Genomic DNA, 22,105 nt, shown 5'->3' on the forward strand with positions numbered 1-22,105 from the left:
AAGGGAGCGAAGAGCGAGAAATCTGTTCCAGATTTGGCACCGGAAGCCGCAAGGTTCAAGGACGAAGTGCGATTGCGGCGTCCATCGTGGCTTTCCTTCGGCCATTCCATGGGTCAGGGCGGGTCCCGCGGAGACTGACCCGGCCAACCAGTAGTAGCCGTGAATGAGCCTTGCGGAAAAGTCCAGCGAAACGCCGTCCAGCGCGGTCGTGTCGCCATAGCTCTTGATGAGGGACTCGACCCGGATTTCGCTTGTGTTCCGCCCACGACAGCTGCGCCGGCCCGGCAATACGTTGGAAATCCGGCATCGGCAATGCGCGTTGAGGCGGCCGGGGCCGGGTACCGATCTACCGGCGAACGAAGTGTTGATCGCACTGAGGTCACATTCCTGAGTCAGAAGACCGCTCAAGCAACTTTTCATGTCGAACGGCGTTGCTGAGGCTGCCGTTCGGGAGACAGGGAATGGACAGACTGCAATTCGAGGTGCCGGTGCGTATCACGCCCGCGCCCGGCCTGCCCGTCGAGGAAATCTACAGCGTCGAGCAGGCGCTCGATTTCCTGCAGGACTGGCCGAAGCGCCGGCAAGGCAAGGTCTACCAAGCCGCATTTAATGCCTGCTTCGGCGCGACGGTCGATGTCGCCGGCACCGAGGAAGCCTGCCGCGCCTTCGCGGCTTACTGCCGTGTCAGCGGCCTGCTTGCGAGGGACGCGATGTTCCCCGGCAAGCTTGGCAGCAGGGCAGGGGCGTATCGCGACGCGCGCTTAGCGCGCGATCACAGCTATCAGCCGCCGAACGACACGCCGCGATAACGCATTCCCACCTGCACGCCGCGCACGATCACGCGTGACAGGATTTCCATATCCAGCGGCATTTGCGGACGCCACACGTCGAGCAGGAGCGCGACGCGCGGCTGGTCCGAGTTGTTCATGACTTCGTGCTCGAAAGTGTCGTCCCAGAGCATGCATTCGCCGTCGGCGATGCGCCTTTCCTGGTGGTTGACCATCATGATCGTTGCCGGTCGGCCGTCCGGCTGTTTCGGAATGACCAGGCCAAGATGGAAACGAATGATGCCGCGGAAAGGTCCGCGGTGTGGCGGTATGTGCTTGCGAGGGGCCAGGAACGAGACAGCCGCCGATTTGACCTCGGGGCATTGCGAAAGCAGCCTGCTGAGGATCGGCATGCGCGCGATGTTTTCCGGGATGGACATGTCGTACGCCTTGAGCACGAACATGCGCCAGTCGAGACCGTCATTGGCCGAGATTCCGGCCTGCTCGGGCATGATGTCGTGGAAGCGCGGAACCTTGTTCAGCTTAACCGCGAGAGCTTCATCGCGGATGCTCTGCCAGGCGGCGGTGAACTTCGCCGCATTGGGAAAATGCGTACCGGTATCAAGAATCGCCGGTGCATCTATGCGCTTTTCATAGATACGGCGGACCAGACCGGTTCCAAGATCGTAGGCGCTCGACATCTCATTACCTCGACGACGCTGTTATATAGTGGGATATTGCTTGCCGGCATCCCTCACGGAGATTTGTTCGAGCCGTTAACGGCCGATAGACATCGTGCCTCGGGTCTCACTGGGCCTTCGATGCGAAGCGCGGACCGGTGCGGACATCGATGATTTCGGGCCTGGCGGTGGACCTCCTGAACAAAGCCTTCGAGCCGTTTTTCCGGGTCGATTCGGCGCGTACGCAATTCATCGCGGGCGCGGGTCTCGGTCTCGCCATCGCCAAGGAGATCATCGAACGCTACGGCGGAACGATCACGCTGGAGAACAGGCGGGGGGAGGACTGCAGCAGACGGTGGTCTTCGACGTCGTTTCCTAACGGGACCGATTGCCTATTTGGCCTTTTCAATCACCGGGCCGCTCGGCTGGTCGGTCGCTGGAGCCGGCGTGCAATCCTGTCCCTTGCACTCCAGGGCGGGGTCGTTCTTCGGCGGCAGGCAATTCTGCCCCTCGCAATGTATGGCCGGCAGCTGCTTTTGCGCCGCGTCCCCGTTCGGCTGGGCAGGCTTGTCCTCGGCGCGGACGGGCTGCAGCCCCGCCAGGCCGGTCATGGCCGCGCAAAACAGCACTGTTCGAAGCAAGTTCATTCCCGCCTCCATGGCTGAAGGGCGAGCAGAAGATTACACCTTCGGGTTGACGCCGGCTCCTCTCGGCCACGAACGACGTTAACAGCGCGTTTCCGCTTACTGAGGCTGGTGGGCCGATCGCCTGTAAATGCTCGATCCGTGGGCCGGAATATGCTGCTGTCTTCCTGTCCTCGAAAATGGTTCCGCTGGGTTCCGACAATGCGGGGCGCCGTGACGGCGCATTTCGTTGGCCCGCCATTTCATGTCAGGTGTGGCGGTTCATAGGCTCGGGCTGTCGGTTTCGCCGGCACTCAGTTGCGAGAGCAGCTTCAGCACCACTTCCCGAAGCCAGCGGTGTGTAGGATCGGTCGTATTGCGTTTGTGCCACACGACGCAGATGAGGGCAGGATTGATCTGCATGGGCGGAATGTAGATCGCCAGCCCCAAGCGGGATGCCACCTTGCGCGCGAGTTGTTCCGGTACGAGCGCGACCAGATCGCTTCCCGCCACTGCGTTACAGACGCCGCCGAACACCGGCATTGTCATGGCCACTCGTCGTTCGCGCCCCATCCGAGCCAGCGCGGCGTCGCCCATGGCCTTGAGCTTGCCCTCGGGCGAAAAGACGACATGGCCGAGGTCGCAGAACAGGTCGAGCGGAATAACGTCTCCCGGCTTCACCTTTGCGCGCTCGATCCTTGGATGCCCCGCGCGGGCAATCGACACGAATGTCGACCGGAAGGCAGGAAGATAGTCGATCCAGGTGGGGAAATCGGTCTTGGGAACGAGGGCAAGGTCGATGCCATGCTTTTCGAGCGTGCCGACATAGTCGTCGGGCACAAGGTCCACCAGTTGGATCAGTATTTTTGGAGCAAGCTGGGAGATTGCATTGGCCAAGGGAGGCATCAGCATCTCGGCAAAAAAATCCGAACCTGCGATCTTGAAACTTTGCTCGGCGTCGGCTGGATTGAAGCTGCCAGGCCCGGCAAGCAGCGCCGACAATTCATCCAGGATACGGCGAAGCGGAAGTTCGAGACCCCGGGCGTATTGCGTCGGCACGATGCGCTGCCCTTCGCGCACAAACAGCGGATCGCCCAGAAAATTTCGGAGCCGTCCGAGACTGGCCGAAACCGCCGGCTGCGACAGTCCGATGCTTTCCGCGGCCTTTACGGTCGATTGCTCGTGCAGCAGTGCGTCGAGTACCCGCAGAAGGTTGAGGTCGAAATTCGATAAATTCATCTGCCAAATATATTTTATAAGACCTATCGATTTCAATTATGAAATCGATTCTGGCAATTTCCCGCATCGAAATGCGTCGGATGGCGGGAGGTTTCGGTGGCTGGTGCTTCGGTACCCTATAGCGTCGAGTGGCTCGGCACGTCTTACAGGATTTGCCTGACCGCGGAACAAACGGCTTCGCGGCTCGGAATGTTCGAAAGCCTCGATCAGCCTGGCTATGGCCCTCCGCGCCACATCCACAACGACGAAGACGAGACCTTCCAAATACAGTCGGGCGAAGTAGAGTTCTGGATGAACGGTCAAACGCGCATAGTCGGCCCGGGCTGTGTCGTGCACGTTCCGCGCGGAACCGAGCATGCATTCCGGGTGCTTGGCGACCGACCCGCCAGGATGCTCACCATCATGACACCCGGCGGCTTCGAAGGCTTCTTCGCCGAGATGGCGAAACACAAATGCCGAATCCCTGAAGACATGGATCAGATCGCAGCCATCGGATCGCGTTTCGGCCTGACCTTTGCAGGCCCACCTCTGGGCGCGGCCTGGTGAAACGGCAAGAAGACAGGCCGCCTTTCGGATCCCTCATCGGGACTAAGCGTTGGCCGGGTTGCAAAGAAAATGGTCGCCGATCCGGGCCGCACTGGCTCGAAATTCTCGCTGCCTGACGGATCGCCAAAGTGGCAAAACCGCCTCAACACTTCAGGTCTGCGACAGAGCCCTTATAACCATCGGTGGTACAGCACACAAACTAACGATGTAGCACTCTACCGCTCACTGTTTCGGTCGTTGGGCGGGCGGCGATGATATCGAAACATTACTTGTTGAGGACGGAATAGACCGGTGCGTCGTGTTCACTGGCAGGCGGTTCTCCTAGTTGGGGTCGGGAATCACTCAGAGTGTTTAAGTTCTCCGGCGAGAGAGCGGTGCTGTGGCAATGAGGGGCTTCACGGCCTGAGGTGAAAAATGACCGTAGTCGGCCAATCGAGCATAGATGTCGCCGTTATAGGGGCGGGCCCGTATGGTCTGTCCGTCGCCGCAAATATTGGCGCGAGCGACCGCAGTATTCGGATCTTCGGACGGCCGCTTCAGACTTGGACCGATGCCATGCCGGCCGGCATGAAGCTTAAATCCGATGGCTTCGCGTCCAACCTGTCGGCGCCTGCTCCAGGGGCGAGCTTGGCCGAGTTTTGCCGGGATAGGGGCATTCCCTACCACGATACCGAACGCCCGGTATCACTCGAGACTTTCGTTGCGTACGGTCTCGAATTTCAGCGACGGTTTGTACCCTATCTCGAGACCGCAGATGTCCAGCATGTCGAGCGAAGCGGCGACGGGTTCAGGCTGACGGTCGGAGAAGGCCAAACTTTGCTCGCCCGATGCGTCGTCTTGGCGGTGGGCGTAACGCACTTCAGAGTAATGCCGAAACAATTGATGGGCCTACCTGCTTCGTTAGTCAGTCACAGCGCCGACTGCGGCCGTGTGGATCGGTTCGCTGGGCGCAACGTCGCCATCTTGGGAGCAGGCGCCTCCGCGATCGATCTGGCCGCGGCCTTAATTGACGTGGGGGCCACCACGACAATTGTCGCGCGGGCGGGCAGCATTCGTTTTAATTCGGAGCCAACCGGAGGTCGGCCGACACTGCTGAGCCGGTTCACGAACCCTGGAACCCCGCTGGGCCCGGGTTGGCGATCCCATTTTGCGTGCAATATGCCGCAGATGTACCGCCAGTTGCCGGATCGCTTGCGGCTGGCCATCCTGCGTCGCCACCTCGGCCCCCGATCAGCATGGTATCTTCGTGACAAAGTGCTCAGCGGAGCCAACGTCCTTGTCGCACAACACCTTGAAGAAGCTGGATTGGCCGGCGATCATATCTGCCTAAAACTGCGAGACGAATCGGGTTCGTTGAAGAGCCTTGAGGTCGAGCATGTGATCGCTGCGACAGGCTATTGGCCTCAAATCGAGCGCCTTCATTTTCTCGACCGGAGATTACGACAAGCCATCCGCCATTCGGCAGGCGTGCCGATCCTATCGCAGTATTTCGAGACTTCGGTTGCCGGCCTTTACGCCACAGGATTGACCGCTGCTGGGAGTTTCGGTCCCTTGATGCGTTTTGTTGCTGGCGCGGATTATGCAGCTCGACGGCTTAGCAGGCATTTAGAGAAGGCCCGGGGGAGCCGGCATGCTCTCGTAGCGGGCGCCAGGGTGCCACAAGCAATCCGATCATGAATGACACCGCCACTCTCGAGTTTGAAGATGGTCCAACGTTGACAGCCGACAGAGCCCGAGCGGTAGTGTTGCCGTTGGAACTCTTGCGCGATGGCGCAGGCGACGAGTTTGTGTTCCTCTTTCCAGGCACGGGAGGCGAGGCTCGCGAACTGGCGCCTTTGGCTGAACGGCTGACCACGTCCGGGCGTATTTTCGGCCTTTCCTACTTGCCCGACGGCGAAAGCGCCGAAGCTGTTGATCGCCAGGCAACTTATGCTGTCGCCGCCTTGCGCCGCATCCAGCCGCATGGCCCGTATCGGCTGGTCGGTTATTCATTCGGGGCCCTCGTTGCCGTGGAAGTGGCACGGCAGTTGAGGCGGGCAGGTGAGGTGTTGGAACCGCCGATCCTAATCGATGCATATTACGATCAGAAGTTCTGGCCTGCCAAGGCGTGGTGGATCGGGCAAGCACGCCGGACCGGAGCCCACCTCGCTCAAATCCGCCGGCAGCCGCCGGCCATTGCCCTGAGGGAGTTTGCTTTCCGAGCCGGACGGCTAGCGCAACGGTTCTGGTCGAGATGGCGGGAATTGCCACCAGTATCTGGCACGTCCACCGCAACGACAATTGCTGCCGCTAACGTCGCCGCGTTGCGCGCCTACGCTCCTTCGCTTTATCCGAGTTCCCTCGCGCTCGTGGAGGCTGCCGAAACGACGATGTTTGGCTGCCGGCCGTCAGACCTCTGGCGGCCAATAAGCAGGAAACTCCTCGTCGAAGATATCGCCGGCGATCACCTTGACCTCGTGCGCAATCCAACATCGCTCAAACTCCTGGGACGGGCGGTCGACAGGCACTTGGCGCAAGGAGGACGCGGGCAACAGCCTCTTGCTCTCATCGTCACTACCTTTCGATGGTCGGCAACCGCAGATCTCGCCGAGTCCCTCACTCGCGCAGGCTTTCGGGTAGCAGCGCTTTGTCCGTGGCGGCATCCCATGCATCGCCAGTCAAATCCAGTATTGTACCGCATGCCATGGCTGCATCCCGAGCGCACGCTAAAGTCCCTGATCGAGTGCAGTGATCCGGATCTGGTCCTTCCCTGTGATGAGCCTGCCTTGGACCTGGTTCGGAGTATTGGGGGCGCCGGATCTCAAAGTTTCTGGCCGGATATCTCTCGCTCGGAGATGATCGACATCGCGCGCGCGGCTGGAGTTGATGCGCCGCCAATGCGACCTGTCGACAACCTTGCCGAACTCGACAAATGGATCGAAGACCACGGATTCCCAGTCGTGCTAAAAACGGACGGAAGTTGGGGTGGCAGAGGAGTGGCTATCGTCAACGACCGAGCAGAAGCTGTCCGGGCATGGCGACGCCTCGCGCGTGGCCCGAGCCCACTCCGCATCATAAAACGCGCCATTGTCCATGCGAATCCCAACTGCCTGCGGGACCTGTGGCATCGCCGCAGGCCTGGCGTAAATGCCCAGGTCTACGTGGCGGGGCGAGATGCCAACGTTGCCCTCGCGGTTAAGGACGGGAGAGTGTTGGCGGCAGTGGCTGTGGAGGTTTTGGAGACTCAGTATAAAAACGGCCCGGCCAGGATCGTGCGCGTGATCGACCATCCTGGAATTGTTACTACCGCCGGCAAGATTATGGATCACCTACATTTGACGGGACTCGTCGGGATAGACTTTATTCTTGATGTTGAGGGTGCTGCGCATCTGATCGAAGTCAACGCCCGCGTGACTCCGACCTGTCGGTTGGCGCTCGGTTCCGGCCGCGACCCGGTCGGAGCGTTGCGCAGTTTGTTCCCGGGCGGGACAACACCTGCTGCGGTTCCGGATTCCGTTGGCAGTATCATCGACCTCGACGCACTCGACTGAGTACGAGCGAAAACGGTCCCCCTCGCTGAACGCGTGCTCTGGCGTTCTCGTCCGCGAGACCGAACACTTACGATCGCTATGTCCGCCAGCTCGGCAATGAGTGCGATGCTCCTTACGTGCCAATGGTCGACGATGTCCCGACCCGGTGCGAGGAGCCGGCCCTATGGTTCCCGATCGATCGGAGGCTCGAACTGCGGGTGCCCGTAAGATAGGTCGTAGCCCGCGCGCAAGTTCATTCTCGCCTCTTTGACTGAGCGAGGAGAACTTCATGCTTTCGAATCGAGACCGTTGGAAGCTGGTACGCCCAAGGGGAATCGAACCCCTGTTACCGCCGTGAAAGGGCTGACTTTTCGACCATTTCCTATTCACCTAAGTTCGCTGAAATCCTTATTTCACAAGGGTTTCGTTCTCTAGCGTTCACCGCTGTACACCGACGTTTATTCGACGTATATTCGACGTGTTCTCGAAACAACACGGCGGAAACGCGATGGCCAAGACCCTCAAAGAAGCCCCGATCACCACGGCAAGCGCGCGCTCAAAGCTGCCTGCCGGGGAGTATGCCCGCCGGCTCGATGCCGATGCGGCAATCTGGTATCGGCGAGGCAGGCGCGGTGGCGTATGGTTCGCGCGGTGGCGAAACCACAGCGCTGGTGCAAATTACCTTCAGGCGCCGATCGGACCCGCCAACGATGTCAACGACAAGCCTACGGACGGATTGCTGACTTTCGCACAGGCGGAAGCACAGGGTCGCCAGATCGTCACCAAGGCGCGGCAGGACGCGAAGGCCGCCGCTGCCGGTCCAGTGCTTACGGTGCGCCTCGCCGTCGAAACCTATGTCGCCGAGCGTGACGCCAGGGATAGCCGGCGGAAGGGCCGTACAGTGCGGTCAGACGCTGGCCAGCGATTGCGGCGGTACGTGCTCGGCCAGGGGAAGCGCGGGAAGCAGGAAGCCGTCCCGGCCGCGCCGCTTGCCAATGTCGGTTTGCATGCCCTGAAGGAGAGCGACCTCTTGGAATGGCGCAAGGCTTTGCCGCGGGAGTTGAAGGGCTCGACGGAGCAACGTCTTATCAATGATCTCAAAGCCGCTCTGAACGGCGCCTATGCCGCGCATCGCGAGCGCTTGGACCCGACGTTGCCGGCCATCATCAAGCATGGCCTGAAAGCCGAAAAGATCGACAGCGAAGATGCCGCGCCGCTTGCCAGAGATAATCAGATCCTCACGGCCGGCCAGGTCGGCAAACTGCTCACCGCCGCCCGGGCAGTCGATACCGAAGGGAATTGGGATGGCGATCTATTCCGGCTCGTCGTCGTGCTCGCCGCCACCGGTGCCCGTTTCTCGCAGATCACCCGCATGAAGGTCGGCGACGTGCAGCGGGCGCAGGCTCGCCTCATGGTCCCAAGCTCTCGCAAAGGACGTGGCGGCAAAATCGCCAGCGTCCCGGTTCCGGTCGGCAAGGATGTGCTGGATGCGCTACTCCCGGCGACGACCGGCCGAGGCAACGACGAGATTTTGCTGGAGCGCTGGCGCAGCAAACAGGTTCCCGGATCGATCGGTTGGGAAAGGGCAGGGCGTGGTCCCTGGCAGTTCGCAAGCGAGTTGCAGCGCCCGTGGCATGAAATCCGGGACAGGGCAGGGATGCCGGCTGTGATCCCCTACGGCCTCCGGCACAGCTCGATCGTACGCGGCATCCGGGCAAACTTGCCGATCAGGCTTGTCGCGGCGCTCCACGACACGTCCGTTCCGATGATAGAACGGCATTATGGCCGGTGGATTGCTGATGGCTTGGAAGACCTTGCAGCGGCAGCCGTCGTACCTCTCTTGCCGAAGGAAGGCGACAACGTAGTTTCGATGCGCCGGGGTCAGGAGTGATGACGCGTAAACAATTCCAAGTCGAGAACGTCGCCGGCTGGCTGGCACCCTTGCCGAAAAGACCGCGCGATGAAATCGCGACGCGGTGGCCCGAACTGCCGATGGCCAAAATCGAAAGCGAATTCGGTTGGTATCTTCTACAGCGGGATGCGTCTGACGCGCAGCCGGACGGCCAGGCAATCGAAAAACGTTATACCGGCATGCAGGAGCGTATTGCCGATCTGATCGAAGATGTTGCCTGGCTCAGAGGCAACAACCTTGGGGTGGCGGTAGAGCAAGTAGGACCGCCCGAATACAGCGACTGTCTCAAAACGCTCTATGATGCCCTTTCTACCGTCGGCGCGCTACTTCCACACGGGAGGAAGTACCTTCCGAAAGGACAACAGGTAAACCCGCGCCACCTTCTGGCACTCCGGCTCGGTCTTATTGTTAGAGACGCGGGACTGGCCGTTGACAAAAAGCCCGGCGGGCCTCTGTGTCAATTGGTCGAAATTCTCCTTGTGGCTTCGGGTGAGGCCCCGAGCAGTGTGGTGATGATCGTGACCCCTATCTTGGGCTATTTGAAAAAGTCACGCTGAAATCGCGCCTGTCATTTTCAGAAAGACTTGATGCGCTCAGGAAAAGCCTGAGTATTTTACCGCTCCATGAACTTCACCACGTCATGGAGCACGCTAATGAACGACGGCAAGCTAGGCCTAACAATTGATGAGGCCGTTGCCCGGTCCGGCCTCGGACGCACCAAGATTTTCGAAAACATCAAGCTCGGCAAACTGACTGCGCGAAAGGCCGGCCGCCGGACAATCATTTTGTCCGACGATCTTTCCGCCTTCCTAAAAGCGCTCCCGGTTCGGGAGGCCGCATAATGGCCCCGCAAGAAGATCGCGAACCCGACGACTTCATCATCCAAGAAGCCGCACGTTTCCTCGTCGAAACTGCGCGCCAGCAGCGCGGTCCGGCTGTACCGGAGCTGCGTCGCCGTTTCGGCCTTGATCCCAAGGCGGCTTGCGTTGCGGTCAGGTTGGCCAACGCGGTCAGGGCAGGAGGCGCCGATGCAGCCGCCTGACATGGAACACCCGGCGCCGCTGGCAGGCGGCAACCGGGTGGATTTCGAAGCAGATCAGAAAGCAGTTGATGGTGTGGAAAATAGCGGGAATGCCGCGTCTTTTCAACTCTCGAACATCTTGGCCGACCTTGCCGAGCGTGTACGTATGGCTGCAGTCGAGGCAGACACGGCCGAGCGCACCAGCGTTTTGAGAGCCATGGATGCCGGCCAGATGCTCATCGATGCGAAAGCCGCCTGCCAGCATGGCGAGTGGCTGCCGTTTCTCGGCCGCGCCGGCATCCATGAGCGCCGCGCGCGCCGCCTGATGCAGCTTGCCCGGTCTGGGCTCGAATCGGACACCGTGTCCGATTTGGGAGGCATAGGCGCCGCTTTGGCATTCATGTCGAAATGGCAACTGCCGACCTTTGAGAAGGCGCTTTTCATCTACGACGCCGAAGAGGGCGAGACGCCAGTAGGTCGCGGCATCGCCTACGTCTGGGAAGATCACCAGCACCGCGGTTACTACCACGCCGGGATGATCGTGACCGGGGATGACAGCGAGGAGGAGTGCATAGTATCGAGGCGGCCGATGCTGCCTTTCGTAGAGGTCGCAGGCGATCGTCCGATCAACATCATCGTGCACTTCCTGACCCGCCGGTTCTCCCTTCCGATCGCCGATTGGCGGTTTGGCGAGGTGGATCGTCAGATCCCGATAATCGTCTTGGCGCCGTTCGTCACCGGAAACACATTCAGGGAGGTCGCAACCGCATGACCGATCTGGCCTGGATGAAAACCTACATCGGCGACGAGGCTGCCATGACCTCGCACCTTAGCGCCGAAGAGTTCGGCGCCTTTGAGCGGTTGCGCCGGCACTACTGGCAGCACGCGATGTTGCCAGATGACGATGTCCGACTGATGCGGATTACCGGCGTCGATGCCGATCGTTGGGAGGCCGTCCGCTCCGCAATCTGCTCGCTGTTCGATGACGGATGGCGGTTGCCGCGGCTCGACGATGAGCGGGAAGCAGCAGCAGTAAAGCGTGAAATCGCCATCGATCGAGCCAGGAAAGGTGCGGATGCTCGATGGAGGCGAAATGCTTCAAGCAATGCTCCAAGGATGCTCGAAGCAATGCCTAAAGCAATGCTTGAGCAATGCACACCAGCACCAGCACCAGCACCAGCACCAGAAGATTCTGCTCCGGAAAGAAAGGAAGATGAAGTAGCGCTTACGCGCGCGAGAGAAGCCAACGTTCTCACGATGTCAATGGCAGAAGCGGAGGAGCATCTGCGGAAGACAGGCGCGCTCGGTGACGACGCCGCCAACACCTACGCGACAGCATCGAGGGGCGGATGATGATCGCCCCCGCCGTCCTGACCGCCTTGGCCTTTGCCACCATTTTGGCCGTGATTTTCGGGATCGCCTGATGGCTCGCGGGCGCCCGCCGATAGGAACGCCGGAAGAGCGGCTTGAGCGGCAGCGCCGGCTCAGTCACGCGCGCGGCGAGCGTCGCAAAGTGCGTGAGGCGACAGGCGCGATCGTTCTTCCGCTCGAAATAGATCACCTGATCGTCAGCCTGATGCTCGAGGCCGGCGCGGTCGACGAGGTCGGCAGTCGTAACCGTAAGCGCCTAGCAAGCGCAATCATTCGAACAGCCATTAACGCGTTATCCGCCGCGGTCGCTTCCGGGCGTAAATTCTCAATCGAACAGGAGGGGCAACATGCTCGCGAAAACACCGAAGGCGGCCGACATGGACTTCGCCAAAATTCTGAAGATCCCGCCGAAGCCAGCGGCGATCGCCGAGGCGGAGCGAGCGTGGCGCGAGTCGGCCGCAGAGCTTGAGGCCGCTCGTTCCAGGCATCGCGAAATGCACCGACAGTATTTTGGCCAGCAGCCGGGCATACCGCCGACGATCACCGCCGCGGAAGTCGACCAGGCCGGCCAGGAGATCGCGCCCTTCCAGGCTAAAGAACGGGAGGCGCAGCAGTCGCTCGAAGCGCAACGCAAGGCCTTCGACGATGAATTGGCCGCGCTTAGGCCAAAGATCGATGGCTATCGCGCTGCGATAGCCGCGAAGATCGACGAGCTCGAAGACCTTATCGGCATCGGAGCCCTGTTCTATGCGGCCAGCATTGAGGCGCGCACAAAGCTTCCCAGCAAAATGCCCAGCCGATGCGAGGCCCTGCTTGGTCCGCACTGCATCGGCATGCTGCGCAAGATCCTCAACGCCGTCGACTGACTGAAGGAGAGATCGAGAGATGACTTATTTGACACGCGATATGAGCAGCGCCGGGAAGATGCAGCGACCCGCAGATGCGAAGGCGGCGGCGCCGCTGCGGCCGATTAGGCTCACCGCACCTTTGAAGCCGGTGAAACTGACAAGCGTCCGGCCACAGCCCAAGCCAGTTCGCGTCGTGCGGCTGTACGACCAAGCCAAGAAGACCGTCGATCTGGAACATATCCGTCGACTTGAACGTGCTGGCCTGACCGAAGGAAACAGCAAGGCCGTCAAATTGCTGAAGGACAACTATCAGCGCCGCTACGGCGAGCGGGTCTGAGCGGGCCTCGATGGATGTGGTGACGTTCATGGCGGACTTAGACACGCATATTGCCGGTGAGCTTTCAGTGCTTCAGGCACGAGGCGCCGATCGGTACGCCATCGAGACCCGCCACAAGGAACTGTGCGGCTGGGCGATCGATCAATGCGTCAAGGCAGATACCGCAAACCAACCTGCCAACATTGAACAGCAGCAGGCCATATCGTCGGACGAACTCGCAACATTGCGTCACCTGTGGGTGCGCTTGCTGCCGGACATAACCAGAGTGGTGCGCGACGGCATGACGGTCGACTGGGTGTCAGTGGTGCGTTGCGAAGACGGCATAAGCATCCACATGAATGTCGAGGTCGCCGAAGACGCAGACATCCACATTTATGCCGGCGCCGATTTCTACCGCCACTTTGAGCCGGCCAAATGGGAAGACGCTCTAGCCAGCATCGCAGCCGACTACGATGCGCCTCGGTATGTCGAGGATCTGTTCCCGCAAGCGGCAATGGATGAGGCAGAGCCGGCAGGACCTTGGAGGCGCATGTTTTGAAGTCAAACGTTGCACCCCCGGGGCCAAAACGCCGACCTCTACTTTTCGGATAGGGGGGCGGGCGTTTCGGTTCAAAACCGGCAAAACGTCAGACCGCTCGCCGATCGAAAGTACGCATTTTGGCAAATTAAAATTTTGGAGGCCTAATTCATGAAGCGCGGTAAGCGACCTCTTCCGAGCAGGTTGAGGCTGATCGAAGGCAGCTATCGCGCCGATCGGCATGGGCTGGTCGCAGCCGACCACGGTATTGCGCAGGGTCGACTGATCAAGCCCGCTTGGCTGCGTGGCGGTGCCAGCACAGCTTGGGACAGGTTCATCGCACCCGCCCCTTGGATCGACATTTTCAGGGAGCCTTGTGCCGTCGCATTCTGTTCGCTTTGGGAGGAGTTCGAGGCATGGCCGGCGCGCTTCCCCGCCTCGAAGCACGGCCAGATGCGCGCATACATGAACGAGCTTGCGCTGCTCGGCCGCAGCGGGAGGATTTGACGCCATGGGCGCGGCCGATCGGGTGAACTTGGTCATCGAGCCAGCGGACTCGCAGCCGGCCGATGCCGAGCGCGTCGAGAAGCAACCCGCCGCAACCCCAATCCCCCCTCAACAAAAACAGATCGCCGATGCCTGGGGAACGGTCGTCGGTCACTTCGGCCTAGGAGCGCGCCTTTCATGACGCTTCGCTACGTCCGCTCCAGCGCAGCCGGATCCGCCAACGGCACGAATTGGGCCAACGCCTACACGACCGTCTTGGCGGCGCTCACGGCGGCAGCCGCCGGCGATACCATCTATGTGTCGGAAGACCATTCCGAGACATCTGCCACGCTGCTCAAGCACACTTCGCCAGGCACCGTTACGGCGCCGGTCAAGGTGATCTGCGTCGACCATGCCGGCTCCGTACCGCCAGTCTCGGCCGATCTTCGCACCACTGCGGTAATCACATCATCATCGGGATCGGGACTGGCCTTCGACTCCTCAGATAGTTTCACCGTCTATGATGGTTTCGCCATCACCTCGGCGGCTATGTTCAACCTCTGCTGGAATCCGCGCGTTTTCCTGAAGTTCCGTAACTGCGCTCTGAGGCTCAGTGGCTCCGGTGGCAACTACGCGCAGCAGCAGAGCGGCACCAAAACCATTCTGGAAAACACGACGCTGCAGTTTGGATCGGTCTCGCAGCCCATGCTGATCGATAACGAGTTCGTCTGGCGAAATACCCCGTCTGCCATCCAGGGGGCGACGCTCCCGTCGACCCTCTTTTCCACCGCGATCGGTAACATCTATCTCGATGGCGTCGATCTCAGCGCGCTTACCGGAATTCTGTTCGGCGCTGCCTCTAACCAGGTGATGCGCGCCGAGATGGTCGACTGCAAAATCAATGCATCGGCGACCATTGGCTCAACCCCGACGCGGTATGGCTACATCCGGTACACCCGCGTCGACTCCGGCGGCACGAACTACAAGCACGGGCTCATCAAGTACGAAGGCACCCAATCGGTCGAAACGACGATCGTCCTCACAGGCGGTGCCAACGACGGAACGACGTCGTTTTCGTGGAAGATCGTCACGACTGCCAACTGCTCTGAGCACTTCCCCTTCGAAAGCCTGCCGATCGCCATCTGGAATGATACCACCGGTTCATCGGTCACGGCGACGGTGCAGGGCATCTGGGGTGGTGGTGCCGTTCCGAACAATGACGACATCTGGTGCGATGTCGAATATCTGGGTGCTAGCGGCTCGCCCCTGGCTTCGTTCGTCAATGACGGCAAGGCCGACATCCTCGCCTCCAATGCAGCGCAGGATGCCGGTTCAGGCACATGGGGCGGCTCCACAACGAAGTTCAAGCTGAACGTCAGTTTTACGCCACAGCAGAAGGGCTGGATCCTGCTTCGCGTGAAGGCCGCGAAGGCCTCGAGCACGTTCTATATCGATCCGAAGATCACGCTAAGCTGAAGCAATTAGACTGGCTGCTTCCAGGGCCCAGCCGGTTCGTAGAAAGCATTGGCGCCGGTCCACCAATCATGGACGATCGTCGTCGCTAGCACCCCGAGGGCGGCGCCGATCAGCAGAATGAACAGGACTTCGCGGCTCTTTTCGATCATGCGAAGAGCATGCCCGAGGATGGTAAATTTTCTCTTTTAGCGCGCGCTAATTTCCAAAGCCTCAAGGCTTAAGCGCGTCCCGTTTTAGGGTGATTGTAGGAGGCTTCCACCAGCCACCACTTCCAGGCAAATCCGCAGACGCTAGTCGGAAGCTTCGCTGCACATAGGCGCTATAAGCGCCATCATTGCCGAACTGATCCCACAGGATGAAGCCGGCAATCAACGCAATCACGACCAGGGGCAAGCGCATCGGAACCTCCCTCAAAAGTTCCATCTGCATTGTGCTCCTGGGCGAGATTTAATACAAGCATTCGCTAATATATGGACCAGACGGACTAGGCCTTCGCCTGCTTAGGCGCCACATGGCTGGTTACGAGCCGCACGGCACTACGCTTGACCGTGATCCCGAGATCCTTGCCGCCGACGGTCACTGTGTCATCGTCGACGCGCGTGACGGGGCCTCTCAACTCGATCTGCTGACCGCTGCTGATGTTCGGTGTGGTGTCCACGATCGAGTGCGGTTGGCTGTAGGAGGGGATCAGTACGCTGACCCTATCCTCTGTCACACGCTTGCGCACGGTTGCCGTGATCGCGACCTCGTCGCCAACTTTGATGCTGCCCTTAGCCATGCGCATTTAACTCCGAACAGGCGAGTTAGTTCTAAAGCGATCGCTAATGGAACAATCGACCGGCCAGCCGGTTCGGGTCGCGCGGCACGGTTCTTCGTATCTCCGGCCGCTAGGAGCTCAATCCCCTTTGGCTCCGAGACGGGCCTGTCCGGTTGCCCACGCCGGGCAGGCCTGTTTCGTTTCTCAATCAGTTTGACGGGCTACGGGGAGTAGAACTGGCCGGTACTTGCCAGATAGGAACCAACTGAACCGCTTCGGCGTTGCGAGCCAATGCGGAATCCCTCCAACGACAACACCCCATACTTTGAATTCGAAGCGATGCGCGAAGCGTTCAACCGTTGGGTTGTCGAGGACAAGGTGCCAGAGGATCAATGGCGGCCACGCGCTACGAACCTGGTTCGCATCGTGACGGGTGACGAATACGTTGATCCCAATCTGGTGGAATGGATTATCCACAAAAAGCCCCAGCGCTGAGGGGGATCGGCGCTAGGGCTTTAGCCATGTACGCTGTACCAGCATGACCTTACGTTAGGTTGCGCTAATGTCGTGAACGAATGGTGAATTGCTGCTCAACGCGATCCAGCCCCAAACCAGCGGATGAACGCCGCGTCCTTCCCGGTGATGTCCTTCACCGCCTTAAGCAGCGCCTGGTGCAAGTCCTGCATCAATCGGTAGTGATCGCATTGCGTCGATATCAGCGGCGTAACGATGGCTTCGTGCATGGCCGCTGCCGCGGCCATGAATTCGGCTATCTCTGTCTCTGAGAGTTCTTTCGGTTTGTTGCGTCGGACCATTGCGACCGCCTCTTTGTTGGTGATCGCCCCATCAAGGATAGAATTCCTATTTTCAGAGCGGCGAGCAAGAGGCTAAATTGAAGCCATGCGCGATTGTGATCTGACCGAGCGGCCCGGCAAGGGCTGGACGCGGTGGGCCGAAGGCACCGGCGAATATGAGATCGAACGCACATGGTGGCAGGCAAGGTGCTGCATTTTCCCAAGCTCAATGTGTCGGTCTGGTTTGACGGTTCCGAGATGGTCGGGATCGAGCATTGGGGCTTCCGCGAGCCGAAATGGTGCATGAGGATTGCGCCGGCCGATTGGCAATCCATGCCTCCCGGTTATCGACATGATGCCGAACAGGCTTGGTTAGCATGGCGCGCCTTTTCCGATCCTACTATTTGATGCTGCTTGCCGGCGGCATCTCGTGTGCCTGTAAGGTGAGTTTGTCGACCGTCGCCACGATAGCGGTCGCCAGCGCTTCGGCCTCATGAATCAACTCCGGCCCATAAAGCCCGTTGACCATTTCTTCGCTGGGCAGCACGCCCGGCGGGCAGTGTTCCTCGATCGTGCGCCGGATCAGCGTCAGTGCCGTCCGGCATTCGTCGGCTTCGATCTTCATGACTCTTCAAACATGCAATTCGTCTAAAATGTTCCGGGAACTATTTTAGCGCAAGCTGATTGAATCGCGCCTTGTGAGTCCGGTGCATGCGTTTGAAGTTCGTCCCCCCTTTGATGCCGACCCTTGTCGAGCAACCGCCGGAAGGCGACAACTGGCTGCACGAGGTGAAATTCGATGGCTACCGCTCGCAGTTGGTCATCGACGAAGACGGCACCCGGATTTACACGCGCAACGGCCATGACTGGACCGCGAAGTATCGCGACCTGGTGAAGGAAGCCGCGAGCCTCGGCGCGGAAAGCGCCATCGTCGACGGCGAGATCATCGTCCTGAACGAGGCCGGCCTGTCCGACTTCGGCGAGTTGCGCAAGGCGATCACCCGCCGGCAGCACGACCTCTATTTCGTGGCCTTCGACCTTCTCCACCTCAACGGCCACGATCTGCGCGACATGGCGCTGGAGGAGCGGCGCGAGATCCTGGCCAGCATGATCGAGCCCGGCGGCCGTATCCAGTTCAGCGAGCCTTTGCCGGGCGATGCGAAGGCTATCTATCACCTACTTGACCAGGCCGGGCTCGAGGGCATGGTGTCGAAGCGCCGCGACAGCAGATACCGCAGCGGCCCGTCGACCAATTGGCTGAAGGCGAAATGCTACTCGATCGATGAATATGAGCTGCTCGGCGTGGAGCGCGAGGCGGGCAAGCCAGCCTTTGCATTGATGGCAGAGCGAGGCACTGGACGCTATGTCGGATCGGCGTTCATCAACTCCAGCCAAGCTATCCGCGAACGCCTGTGGAAGCGTGTCCAGGAGCACGCCGGGCCGGCGCCAAAGGGCATGAAGCGGCCGGCGACCCAATGGGTCAAGCCGGGGCTGATCGGCCGCGTGAAGCATCTCCGCGGCGAAGAGGACTTGCGGCACGCTTCGTTGCAAGATTTCCGGGAGGAGCATTAGACATGCCTATCAGACGAAAAGCCGTGGATGCCGGGATTTTTGATCCGGACGAATTGGCCTTGCTCGGGAGGGTTTTCGCGCAAATGAAAACCCCTGACCAATCAGCTGAGTCTCAGAGCAGACTGGCCTCGCGGATCATCGCCAATTTTATGACCGGCGTGGTTGACGAAGCGGAGCTGATCGCGCTTTCAAGGCAACCTCTGGGCCGCTAATCGATGACAAAAGGCTGGACGCTGCAATCCCTGATCGACGGCAAGATGACGGTGACGGCTCACTGTCACAATTCCGCGTGCAACCACCACCAAGTGCTCGATCTCGCCAAGCTTCGCGATAGGTTCGGCCCGGACGCGCCAGCCATGGAATGGGACATCAGGCCAAAGCTTCGGTGCAACAGATGCAACGGGAACGACGTCGGCTTGATCTATACGCCCGATACCAGGCCGACCGGCTACGCCAAGGCCAAAGGTGGATGATGATCGACGGGCCGCCGCAAGGGCGCGCTCGACGAAATCAGAAGCGCCGACTCGGCCGAAGTGAGAGCACAAACTGTCTGACATGCAAGCGCCGGGCGACCCTGGACGTTGCCGCACAGGTCAGGCGGCTCGGGCCGGATCACGGATGCCTGCACTGGGATCTGATCAAGGTGATCTATTGCCACGAGTGCCGCGCCGCCGGCCGTGACGATCGGAACCTTCAGTTCACAAACCATGCGATCACGCCCGACAAGCGGCGCCGCTAGCCGACTGGCTTATTTATCCGGCCGGTTCGGGGGGATGTGCACCACCGGGGGCAGGGAAGGTTCTGGCGCTCTGGTCTCATGCTGCGCGACCGTCGTCGATATCGGCGCTGGCGCGACGATGAGAAACAGCGTTGTGACGTAGCCAGCAATGGAAGCGACTGTCGCGAAGAGAAGCAACTTGGCGATGAAGATACTACGCCGTCTCGGTGGCTTGGGCTGAATCAGCTCCGAAGCCTGCGCAGGGAGTATGGTAGGTAGCAGATCGCAGAGCGGATCAAGCCGCGACCAAGGGCCGATATTCGAGGCATTTGCATGTTTGCCATCCACGTCGGCGGCAGTGGGCACGTGCGCCAGGTGGGTCGTGTCAGTGACCTTACGATCGAGCGCGGCCTGCTTCAGACGCGTTTCCACATCAAATTGATATTTTCGTGAACCGCGCCAGTTTGCCTGGAACTCTTCTTTTGCCATCGAAGCGACCTTCACCGCAACAAGTAGGCAGAGAGGCGGCCCGACTGCCGAACAACCTGGGGGAGGACAAAACAGCCGGGCCGAGGCTGGAAGAGTACGTTCCCACCCAGCCGGTAGAATGGCCTCCATGGCTGCTTAGCGCAAGCCGGTTGTTAGAACCGGATTATGGCACCCGAGCGCGCGCACAGCGCTCCTTTCGGGGGGAAACCCGACCTGATACGAAAGAAGAATGGTCCGTTTGCAGCCATCGTCTACACGCCCGAGGGCTGCTATTGCCAGCAGGGCACAGGCCGTCGCGCCGATCATGTTGCGTTGCCGGCATCGCCAGACCGCGCTGGAGAGCATCCAGAGAGCTGGGGCGCGGGGGTCACTTTCGGTCAGTAAGTTGGTCTTGCCGAGCAATCTCATCTAGCGCGTCATTGACTCGCGAGCGCAACAAGCGGCGAGCTTCGTGCAAGTCCATTGGGTTTGTTGGCGGCTCGTTGCTCCTGTCATGGTGCCGATGGAAATAGTTCGCAGTCCTATTGAAACGACCAATTTCGCCCTTGGCCGACCTCCGGATCCGGCCTGCCTGTTCTAGGCACTCCATCGCCTTGTAAAGATCGAACCACCCCGGTTCTCCAGCACAATAGTTGAGCGCGTGTGTCAGAAGATCGCTTGTTGTCGAGGCAGCGTAGCGGCGCTGAGCCGAAGTCGGAGCCGGAGGCGGCACAACGATGTTGCCATCGTGACCTCGAATGATCACGTGGAATTCGGCGGACCCCCGGCCGAATCTAAAATGTGCTGTTTCCGCGCGCAACATCATGTGGCGGATCAATTTGCCATCGCGCATTTCTATGGCTCCGTCGGCTTCAACCGATGAATCTCCAAAAACGACTCCTCCGGCGACGCCATTCAAGATCCGGACAATGCCGTCTCCGGCGTTGAGCACGTCTTTAAGTGTTGGGAGACTGTCCAGCTCTTTCGATTTGAGAACGAGCAACTGGTCGCCCGACTGATTCGGTATCAGTTCGACGCAGGGGTCGAAGGGCGGCTTGAACATCTTCAGCCAATCGCTCTGATCTGACGGATTGGCCTTCAGCACGAGCCACATAGGGTCGTTGCCCCCTTCTAGCCTCCGGGTGGTGGCGGCGGCGGTAATGAGGATGCGGCAGTGCCAGAGGATGCTCCGGGCGGCTGCCTGTACTTCTGAACGACGGCAACGCTTCTCGCGCCGTCGCCTTCGATCTTCGTGTTGTTCGAGGCCGGGTTATAGGGATCGACAGTCTGCAAAAGCTGGTTCTGCTTGTTGGCGTCTCCAGCGGCCAGCGTCATCGTGTCATAGTTGTTGAGGTAATCCGCTGCGCAGCCGCCTAAAGGCAGCAGTAGGACGGCAATCGCGAGCAGTTTCCTCATCAGCACGTCCCCTCGAAAACTTGGCCCTTCCGGGCGCGCAAATAGCAGAGGCGCTTTCCTGTCGCGCTTCCGAATGCCGAATGCTGTTCGATGGCCAGCAGTAGTACTGGCGCAGGGCTCATCAGACTTGACCGCTGCGCTGTATCCCACATGACGTCGCTGAAGTTGGAAATAACGGAATCAACGCCGATGAGAACTTTGGTGCCGACGCCTTCAGCGCGGACTTCCACGCTCTCGATGCCGTAGCCGACTTTCAAGTAAGCCAGCTCACTCTCGATTTGAAACTGCAATACCTCATCGTTTGCTGATGCCAGAGACGGCATCAAACACGCGGCAAAAGCCAATGCTGCCCTGAATAACATTTCCCCGTCCCCACGGTTTCTTCAATTGAAGCACCGCAGCTCGTCATTAGCAAGTTGGGGTCCAATTGCTGGCCTAAGAAGCTCCTCGGGGGGAATACTTCTCACGTTAGATTCATCAAGAAGAGGGCAGCCTGACAGGTGAAGCCCAGGCAGGCCGCTAAGCCGCCAGCTGCATTCCATCGGCCCGCGCGCTGCAATTCCCCGATGAACGTGTCGATATTGTCGGGGACGCGGATCGACGCCGCAATGAGCCAAAACACTGCAGCGAGGCCGGTCGCGACAAGCCCCATCAGGTTGATCCAAAAGATCATGACTTCCTCAGCCTCACCCCGGCGCCGCCACCATTCTCCGGAATGAACTCGACGCCGGCAGATTCGAGAGCGCGCTGGATTGCAGCAAGGTTGTTCTGGATCGGCATCGATCGCCGGGCCTCGAAATTGCGGACCGTCGACAGTCCGACCGCAGCCGCTTTGGCAAGATCTTCCTGAGACATGTCGACCAGCGCCCGACCGGCTCGGCATTGTGCGGGGTTCATTATGCCTCCTGACGATTTGCGCTAATCCTAACTAAAATCGTTTGACGCGGATAGGCGCAATGAATACCGTTCTGGATAACGATTTGCGTTACATGTGAATAGCGGGCACGACTGATGAAGTGATTTGCCCGCGCTCTCAGATGAGCAAAGG

At 59.9% G+C, this 22,105-nt stretch carries 35 protein-coding genes and 1 pseudogene; 22 read left to right on the plus strand and 14 right to left on the minus strand.

Translation table 11 applies throughout. The annotated features are described in order from the left end of the window. Nucleotides 1-461: 461 nt before the first annotated feature. The gene (locus tag YU3_RS36660; RefSeq protein WP_051333964.1) at nucleotides 462-809 is read left to right on the plus strand and encodes a DUF982 domain-containing protein; all 348 of its coding nucleotides are present in this window, start codon (nucleotides 462-464) and stop codon (nucleotides 807-809) included. On the opposite strand, the gene YU3_RS0116510 is transcribed toward YU3_RS36660, so the two are convergent. Beyond that, nucleotides 782-1,468, minus strand: a complete 687-nt coding sequence (locus tag YU3_RS0116510) for an aspartyl/asparaginyl beta-hydroxylase domain-containing protein (protein ID WP_027167290.1) — start codon at nucleotides 1,466-1,468, stop codon at nucleotides 782-784. The genes YU3_RS36660 and YU3_RS0116510 overlap by 28 nt on opposite strands. 158 nt (nucleotides 1,469-1,626) lie before the next feature. Between YU3_RS0116510 and YU3_RS39360 the strand changes: the two are divergent. Beyond that, a pseudogene (locus YU3_RS39360) lies at nucleotides 1,627-1,826 on the plus strand (ATP-binding protein); the annotation flags it as partial. 13 nt (nucleotides 1,827-1,839) lie between these two features. Here the strand turns inward: YU3_RS39360 and YU3_RS39365 are convergent. Together YU3_RS39365 and YU3_RS0116520 are read right to left on the minus strand one after the other, a co-directional pair. Next, nucleotides 1,840-2,094, minus strand: coding sequence for a hypothetical protein (locus YU3_RS39365; RefSeq protein ID WP_156913490.1), 255 nt, complete (start codon nucleotides 2,092-2,094; stop codon nucleotides 1,840-1,842). Nucleotides 2,095-2,352: 258 nt separating this feature from the next. After that, nucleotides 2,353-3,345 (minus strand): LysR family transcriptional regulator, encoded by a 993-nt coding sequence (locus YU3_RS0116520; RefSeq protein WP_245273525.1) that lies wholly within the window; start codon nucleotides 3,343-3,345, stop codon nucleotides 2,353-2,355. Nucleotides 3,346-3,498: 153 nt separating this feature from the next. Between YU3_RS0116520 and YU3_RS0116525 the strand changes: the two genes are divergently transcribed. The 15 genes from YU3_RS0116525 (at nucleotide 3,499) to YU3_RS0116595 (ending at nucleotide 15,332) form a co-directional block, all read left to right on the plus strand. Continuing rightward, nucleotides 3,499-3,855 carry a cupin domain-containing protein gene (locus tag YU3_RS0116525; RefSeq protein WP_084508105.1) on the plus strand — a complete coding sequence of 119 codons (357 nt, stop codon included), beginning with the start codon at nucleotides 3,499-3,501 and terminating at the stop codon, nucleotides 3,853-3,855. 414 nt (nucleotides 3,856-4,269) lie between these two features. Further along, nucleotides 4,270-5,532 (plus strand): FAD-dependent oxidoreductase, encoded by a 1,263-nt coding sequence (locus YU3_RS36665; RefSeq protein WP_036258680.1) that lies wholly within the window; start codon nucleotides 4,270-4,272, stop codon nucleotides 5,530-5,532. Then, nucleotides 5,529-7,385: a thioesterase domain-containing protein gene (locus YU3_RS0116535; protein ID WP_027167294.1), complete on the plus strand. Its 1,857-nt coding sequence runs from the start codon at nucleotides 5,529-5,531 to the stop codon at nucleotides 7,383-7,385. Before YU3_RS36665 ends, YU3_RS0116535 begins: the two co-directional genes overlap by 4 nt. A gap of 487 nt (nucleotides 7,386-7,872) precedes the next feature. Further along, a complete protein-coding gene (locus YU3_RS0116540) occupies nucleotides 7,873-9,255 on the plus strand; it encodes a tyrosine-type recombinase/integrase (RefSeq protein ID WP_027167295.1) in 1,383 nt (460 codons plus the stop codon). Continuing rightward, the gene (locus YU3_RS0116545; RefSeq protein ID WP_027167296.1) at nucleotides 9,255-9,833 is read left to right on the plus strand and encodes a hypothetical protein; all 579 of its coding nucleotides are present in this window, start codon (nucleotides 9,255-9,257) and stop codon (nucleotides 9,831-9,833) included. The genes YU3_RS0116540 and YU3_RS0116545 overlap by 1 nt, the downstream gene beginning before the upstream one ends. A 96-nt stretch (nucleotides 9,834-9,929) precedes the next feature. Beyond that, on the plus strand, nucleotides 9,930-10,118 hold the full coding sequence (locus YU3_RS0116550; protein ID WP_027167297.1) for a hypothetical protein: 189 nt from the start codon (nucleotides 9,930-9,932) through the stop codon (nucleotides 10,116-10,118). Beyond that, nucleotides 10,118-10,318: a hypothetical protein gene (locus tag YU3_RS0116555; RefSeq protein ID WP_027167298.1), complete on the plus strand. Its 201-nt coding sequence runs from the start codon at nucleotides 10,118-10,120 to the stop codon at nucleotides 10,316-10,318. Before YU3_RS0116550 ends, YU3_RS0116555 begins: the two co-directional genes overlap by 1 nt. Beyond that, nucleotides 10,305-11,069 carry a DUF3102 domain-containing protein gene (locus YU3_RS0116560; RefSeq protein ID WP_027167299.1) on the plus strand — a complete coding sequence of 255 codons (765 nt, stop codon included), beginning with the start codon at nucleotides 10,305-10,307 and terminating at the stop codon, nucleotides 11,067-11,069. The genes YU3_RS0116555 and YU3_RS0116560 overlap by 14 nt, the downstream gene beginning before the upstream one ends. After that, on the plus strand, nucleotides 11,066-11,650 hold the full coding sequence (locus tag YU3_RS0116565) for a DUF1376 domain-containing protein (protein WP_027167300.1): 585 nt from the start codon (nucleotides 11,066-11,068) through the stop codon (nucleotides 11,648-11,650). Before YU3_RS0116560 ends, YU3_RS0116565 begins: the two co-directional genes overlap by 4 nt. Nucleotides 11,651-12,015: 365 nt before the next feature. Continuing rightward, nucleotides 12,016-12,534, plus strand: coding sequence for a hypothetical protein (locus tag YU3_RS0116570; RefSeq protein WP_027167301.1), 519 nt, complete (start codon nucleotides 12,016-12,018; stop codon nucleotides 12,532-12,534). 19 nt (nucleotides 12,535-12,553) lie between these two features. Next, a complete protein-coding gene (locus YU3_RS0116575; RefSeq protein ID WP_027167302.1) occupies nucleotides 12,554-12,853 on the plus strand; it encodes a hypothetical protein in 300 nt (99 codons plus the stop codon). Between the two features lie 10 nt (nucleotides 12,854-12,863). Further along, on the plus strand, nucleotides 12,864-13,391 hold the full coding sequence (locus YU3_RS0116580; RefSeq protein ID WP_027167303.1) for a hypothetical protein: 528 nt from the start codon (nucleotides 12,864-12,866) through the stop codon (nucleotides 13,389-13,391). Nucleotides 13,392-13,574: 183 nt separating this feature from the next. After that, complete coding sequence (locus YU3_RS0116585) at nucleotides 13,575-13,877, plus strand: hypothetical protein (protein WP_027167304.1); 303 nt, start codon at nucleotides 13,575-13,577, stop codon at nucleotides 13,875-13,877. A 4-nt stretch (nucleotides 13,878-13,881) separates the two neighbouring features. After that, the gene (locus tag YU3_RS40625) at nucleotides 13,882-14,058 is read left to right on the plus strand and encodes a hypothetical protein (protein WP_156913492.1); all 177 of its coding nucleotides are present in this window, start codon (nucleotides 13,882-13,884) and stop codon (nucleotides 14,056-14,058) included. Beyond that, nucleotides 14,055-15,332: a hypothetical protein gene (locus tag YU3_RS0116595; RefSeq protein ID WP_027167305.1), complete on the plus strand. Its 1,278-nt coding sequence runs from the start codon at nucleotides 14,055-14,057 to the stop codon at nucleotides 15,330-15,332. Before YU3_RS40625 ends, YU3_RS0116595 begins: the two co-directional genes overlap by 4 nt. Nucleotides 15,333-15,337: 5 nt before the next feature. Here the strand turns inward: YU3_RS0116595 and YU3_RS40630 are convergent, their stop codons facing one another. From YU3_RS40630 to YU3_RS0116610, 3 genes are all read right to left on the minus strand, one after another. After that, nucleotides 15,338-15,481 carry a hypothetical protein gene (locus tag YU3_RS40630; RefSeq protein ID WP_156913493.1) on the minus strand — a complete coding sequence of 48 codons (144 nt, stop codon included), beginning with the start codon at nucleotides 15,479-15,481 and terminating at the stop codon, nucleotides 15,338-15,340. Between the two features lie 61 nt (nucleotides 15,482-15,542). Further along, nucleotides 15,543-15,761 carry a hypothetical protein gene (locus tag YU3_RS0116605; RefSeq protein ID WP_027167306.1) on the minus strand — a complete coding sequence of 73 codons (219 nt, stop codon included), beginning with the start codon at nucleotides 15,759-15,761 and terminating at the stop codon, nucleotides 15,543-15,545. Between the two features lie 55 nt (nucleotides 15,762-15,816). Next, entirely contained in the window at nucleotides 15,817-16,110 is a 294-nt protein-coding gene (locus YU3_RS0116610; protein ID WP_027167307.1) for a hypothetical protein, read from the minus strand. Between the two features lie 270 nt (nucleotides 16,111-16,380). Between YU3_RS0116610 and YU3_RS36670 the strand changes: the two genes are divergently transcribed. After that, nucleotides 16,381-16,584: a hypothetical protein gene (locus YU3_RS36670; protein WP_036258686.1), complete on the plus strand. Its 204-nt coding sequence runs from the start codon at nucleotides 16,381-16,383 to the stop codon at nucleotides 16,582-16,584. Between the two features lie 95 nt (nucleotides 16,585-16,679). On the opposite strand, the gene YU3_RS0116620 is transcribed toward YU3_RS36670, so the two are convergent. Next, nucleotides 16,680-16,904, minus strand: a complete 225-nt coding sequence (locus YU3_RS0116620; protein ID WP_027167308.1) for a hypothetical protein — start codon at nucleotides 16,902-16,904, stop codon at nucleotides 16,680-16,682. A gap of 171 nt (nucleotides 16,905-17,075) precedes the next feature. Here YU3_RS0116620 and YU3_RS0116625 point away from each other — a divergent pair, with 171 nt between their 5' ends. Further along, nucleotides 17,076-17,291, plus strand: a complete 216-nt coding sequence (locus YU3_RS0116625) for a hypothetical protein (protein ID WP_027167309.1) — start codon at nucleotides 17,076-17,078, stop codon at nucleotides 17,289-17,291. On the opposite strand, the gene YU3_RS0116630 is transcribed toward YU3_RS0116625, so the two are convergent. Continuing rightward, nucleotides 17,284-17,508, minus strand: a complete 225-nt coding sequence (locus YU3_RS0116630; RefSeq protein WP_027167310.1) for a hypothetical protein — start codon at nucleotides 17,506-17,508, stop codon at nucleotides 17,284-17,286. The genes YU3_RS0116625 and YU3_RS0116630 overlap by 8 nt on opposite strands. 86 nt (nucleotides 17,509-17,594) lie before the next feature. On the opposite strand from YU3_RS0116630, the gene YU3_RS0116635 reads away from it, so the two are divergent. Genes YU3_RS0116635 through YU3_RS0116645 form a run of 3 tightly spaced genes read left to right on the plus strand, consistent with a single transcriptional unit; the run spans nucleotide 17,595 to nucleotide 18,928 of the window. After that, nucleotides 17,595-18,455, plus strand: coding sequence for an ATP-dependent DNA ligase (locus YU3_RS0116635; protein WP_027167311.1), 861 nt, complete (start codon nucleotides 17,595-17,597; stop codon nucleotides 18,453-18,455). Between the two features lie 2 nt (nucleotides 18,456-18,457). Continuing rightward, nucleotides 18,458-18,667: a hypothetical protein gene (locus YU3_RS0116640; RefSeq protein WP_027167312.1), complete on the plus strand. Its 210-nt coding sequence runs from the start codon at nucleotides 18,458-18,460 to the stop codon at nucleotides 18,665-18,667. A gap of 3 nt (nucleotides 18,668-18,670) precedes the next feature. Further along, complete coding sequence (locus YU3_RS0116645) at nucleotides 18,671-18,928, plus strand: hypothetical protein (RefSeq protein WP_027167313.1); 258 nt, start codon at nucleotides 18,671-18,673, stop codon at nucleotides 18,926-18,928. A 275-nt stretch (nucleotides 18,929-19,203) separates the two neighbouring features. On the opposite strand, the gene YU3_RS0116655 is transcribed toward YU3_RS0116645, so the two are convergent. The 6 genes from YU3_RS0116655 to YU3_RS0116680 all read right to left on the minus strand — a co-directional run bounded on the left by YU3_RS0116655 (nucleotide 19,204) and on the right by YU3_RS0116680 (nucleotide 21,954). Beyond that, nucleotides 19,204-19,662: a hypothetical protein gene (locus YU3_RS0116655; RefSeq protein WP_027167315.1), complete on the minus strand. Its 459-nt coding sequence runs from the start codon at nucleotides 19,660-19,662 to the stop codon at nucleotides 19,204-19,206. Nucleotides 19,663-20,029: 367 nt separating this feature from the next. After that, nucleotides 20,030-20,755 carry a hypothetical protein gene (locus tag YU3_RS0116660; RefSeq protein ID WP_027167316.1) on the minus strand — a complete coding sequence of 242 codons (726 nt, stop codon included), beginning with the start codon at nucleotides 20,753-20,755 and terminating at the stop codon, nucleotides 20,030-20,032. Between the two features lie 17 nt (nucleotides 20,756-20,772). Continuing rightward, on the minus strand, nucleotides 20,773-21,057 hold the full coding sequence (locus YU3_RS36675) for a hypothetical protein (RefSeq protein ID WP_051333965.1): 285 nt from the start codon (nucleotides 21,055-21,057) through the stop codon (nucleotides 20,773-20,775). Then, nucleotides 21,057-21,419, minus strand: a complete 363-nt coding sequence (locus YU3_RS0116670) for a hypothetical protein (RefSeq protein WP_027167317.1) — start codon at nucleotides 21,417-21,419, stop codon at nucleotides 21,057-21,059. The genes YU3_RS36675 and YU3_RS0116670 overlap by 1 nt, the downstream gene beginning before the upstream one ends. Nucleotides 21,420-21,520: 101 nt before the next feature. Continuing rightward, nucleotides 21,521-21,730 carry a hypothetical protein gene (locus YU3_RS0116675; RefSeq protein WP_027167318.1) on the minus strand — a complete coding sequence of 70 codons (210 nt, stop codon included), beginning with the start codon at nucleotides 21,728-21,730 and terminating at the stop codon, nucleotides 21,521-21,523. Continuing rightward, nucleotides 21,727-21,954: a helix-turn-helix transcriptional regulator gene (locus YU3_RS0116680; protein WP_027167319.1), complete on the minus strand. Its 228-nt coding sequence runs from the start codon at nucleotides 21,952-21,954 to the stop codon at nucleotides 21,727-21,729. Before YU3_RS0116680 ends, YU3_RS0116675 begins: the two co-directional genes overlap by 4 nt. Nucleotides 21,955-22,105 lie beyond the last annotated feature (151 nt).

Origin of the sequence: Mesorhizobium sp. WSM3224 (assembly GCF_000427725.1) — a bacterium.
GTDB lineage: Bacteria > Pseudomonadota > Alphaproteobacteria > Rhizobiales > Rhizobiaceae > Mesorhizobium.

Bases quoted from the DNA above. Each gene is read 5' to 3' on its own strand.
- YU3_RS36660 (WP_051333964.1), top strand. From the start codon at position 462: ATGGACAGACTGCAATTCGAGGTGCCGGTGCGTATCACGCCCGCGCCC.
- YU3_RS0116510 (WP_027167290.1), bottom strand. From the start codon at position 1,468: ATGTCGAGCGCCTACGATCTTGGAACCGGTCTGGTCCGCCGTATCTAT.
- YU3_RS39365 (WP_156913490.1), bottom strand. From the start codon at position 2,094: ATGAACTTGCTTCGAACAGTGCTGTTTTGCGCGGCCATGACCGGCCTG.
- YU3_RS0116525 (WP_084508105.1), top strand. From the start codon at position 3,499: ATGTTCGAAAGCCTCGATCAGCCTGGCTATGGCCCTCCGCGCCACATC.
- YU3_RS36665 (WP_036258680.1), top strand. From the start codon at position 4,270: ATGACCGTAGTCGGCCAATCGAGCATAGATGTCGCCGTTATAGGGGCG.
- YU3_RS0116535 (WP_027167294.1), top strand. From the start codon at position 5,529: ATGAATGACACCGCCACTCTCGAGTTTGAAGATGGTCCAACGTTGACA.
- YU3_RS0116540 (WP_027167295.1), top strand. From the start codon at position 7,873: ATGGCCAAGACCCTCAAAGAAGCCCCGATCACCACGGCAAGCGCGCGC.
- YU3_RS0116545 (WP_027167296.1), top strand. From the start codon at position 9,255: ATGACGCGTAAACAATTCCAAGTCGAGAACGTCGCCGGCTGGCTGGCA.
- YU3_RS0116550 (WP_027167297.1), top strand. From the start codon at position 9,930: ATGAACGACGGCAAGCTAGGCCTAACAATTGATGAGGCCGTTGCCCGG.
- YU3_RS0116555 (WP_027167298.1), top strand. From the start codon at position 10,118: ATGGCCCCGCAAGAAGATCGCGAACCCGACGACTTCATCATCCAAGAA.
- YU3_RS0116560 (WP_027167299.1), top strand. From the start codon at position 10,305: ATGCAGCCGCCTGACATGGAACACCCGGCGCCGCTGGCAGGCGGCAAC.
- YU3_RS0116565 (WP_027167300.1), top strand. From the start codon at position 11,066: ATGACCGATCTGGCCTGGATGAAAACCTACATCGGCGACGAGGCTGCC.
- YU3_RS0116570 (WP_027167301.1), top strand. From the start codon at position 12,016: ATGCTCGCGAAAACACCGAAGGCGGCCGACATGGACTTCGCCAAAATT.
- YU3_RS0116575 (WP_027167302.1), top strand. From the start codon at position 12,554: ATGACTTATTTGACACGCGATATGAGCAGCGCCGGGAAGATGCAGCGA.
- YU3_RS0116580 (WP_027167303.1), top strand. From the start codon at position 12,864: ATGGATGTGGTGACGTTCATGGCGGACTTAGACACGCATATTGCCGGT.
- YU3_RS40625 (WP_156913492.1), top strand. From the start codon at position 13,882: ATGGGCGCGGCCGATCGGGTGAACTTGGTCATCGAGCCAGCGGACTCG.
- YU3_RS0116595 (WP_027167305.1), top strand. From the start codon at position 14,055: ATGACGCTTCGCTACGTCCGCTCCAGCGCAGCCGGATCCGCCAACGGC.
- YU3_RS40630 (WP_156913493.1), bottom strand. From the start codon at position 15,481: ATGATCGAAAAGAGCCGCGAAGTCCTGTTCATTCTGCTGATCGGCGCC.
- YU3_RS0116605 (WP_027167306.1), bottom strand. From the start codon at position 15,761: ATGCAGATGGAACTTTTGAGGGAGGTTCCGATGCGCTTGCCCCTGGTC.
- YU3_RS0116610 (WP_027167307.1), bottom strand. From the start codon at position 16,110: ATGGCTAAGGGCAGCATCAAAGTTGGCGACGAGGTCGCGATCACGGCA.
- YU3_RS36670 (WP_036258686.1), top strand. From the start codon at position 16,381: ATGCGGAATCCCTCCAACGACAACACCCCATACTTTGAATTCGAAGCG.
- YU3_RS0116620 (WP_027167308.1), bottom strand. From the start codon at position 16,904: ATGGTCCGACGCAACAAACCGAAAGAACTCTCAGAGACAGAGATAGCC.
- YU3_RS0116625 (WP_027167309.1), top strand. From the start codon at position 17,076: ATGGTGGCAGGCAAGGTGCTGCATTTTCCCAAGCTCAATGTGTCGGTC.
- YU3_RS0116630 (WP_027167310.1), bottom strand. From the start codon at position 17,508: ATGAAGATCGAAGCCGACGAATGCCGGACGGCACTGACGCTGATCCGG.
- YU3_RS0116635 (WP_027167311.1), top strand. From the start codon at position 17,595: ATGCGTTTGAAGTTCGTCCCCCCTTTGATGCCGACCCTTGTCGAGCAA.
- YU3_RS0116640 (WP_027167312.1), top strand. From the start codon at position 18,458: ATGCCTATCAGACGAAAAGCCGTGGATGCCGGGATTTTTGATCCGGAC.
- YU3_RS0116645 (WP_027167313.1), top strand. From the start codon at position 18,671: ATGACAAAAGGCTGGACGCTGCAATCCCTGATCGACGGCAAGATGACG.
- YU3_RS0116655 (WP_027167315.1), bottom strand. From the start codon at position 19,662: ATGGCAAAAGAAGAGTTCCAGGCAAACTGGCGCGGTTCACGAAAATAT.
- YU3_RS0116660 (WP_027167316.1), bottom strand. From the start codon at position 20,755: ATGTGGCTCGTGCTGAAGGCCAATCCGTCAGATCAGAGCGATTGGCTG.
- YU3_RS36675 (WP_051333965.1), bottom strand. From the start codon at position 21,057: ATGAGGAAACTGCTCGCGATTGCCGTCCTACTGCTGCCTTTAGGCGGC.
- YU3_RS0116670 (WP_027167317.1), bottom strand. From the start codon at position 21,419: ATGTTATTCAGGGCAGCATTGGCTTTTGCCGCGTGTTTGATGCCGTCT.
- YU3_RS0116675 (WP_027167318.1), bottom strand. From the start codon at position 21,730: ATGATCTTTTGGATCAACCTGATGGGGCTTGTCGCGACCGGCCTCGCT.
- YU3_RS0116680 (WP_027167319.1), bottom strand. From the start codon at position 21,954: ATGAACCCCGCACAATGCCGAGCCGGTCGGGCGCTGGTCGACATGTCT.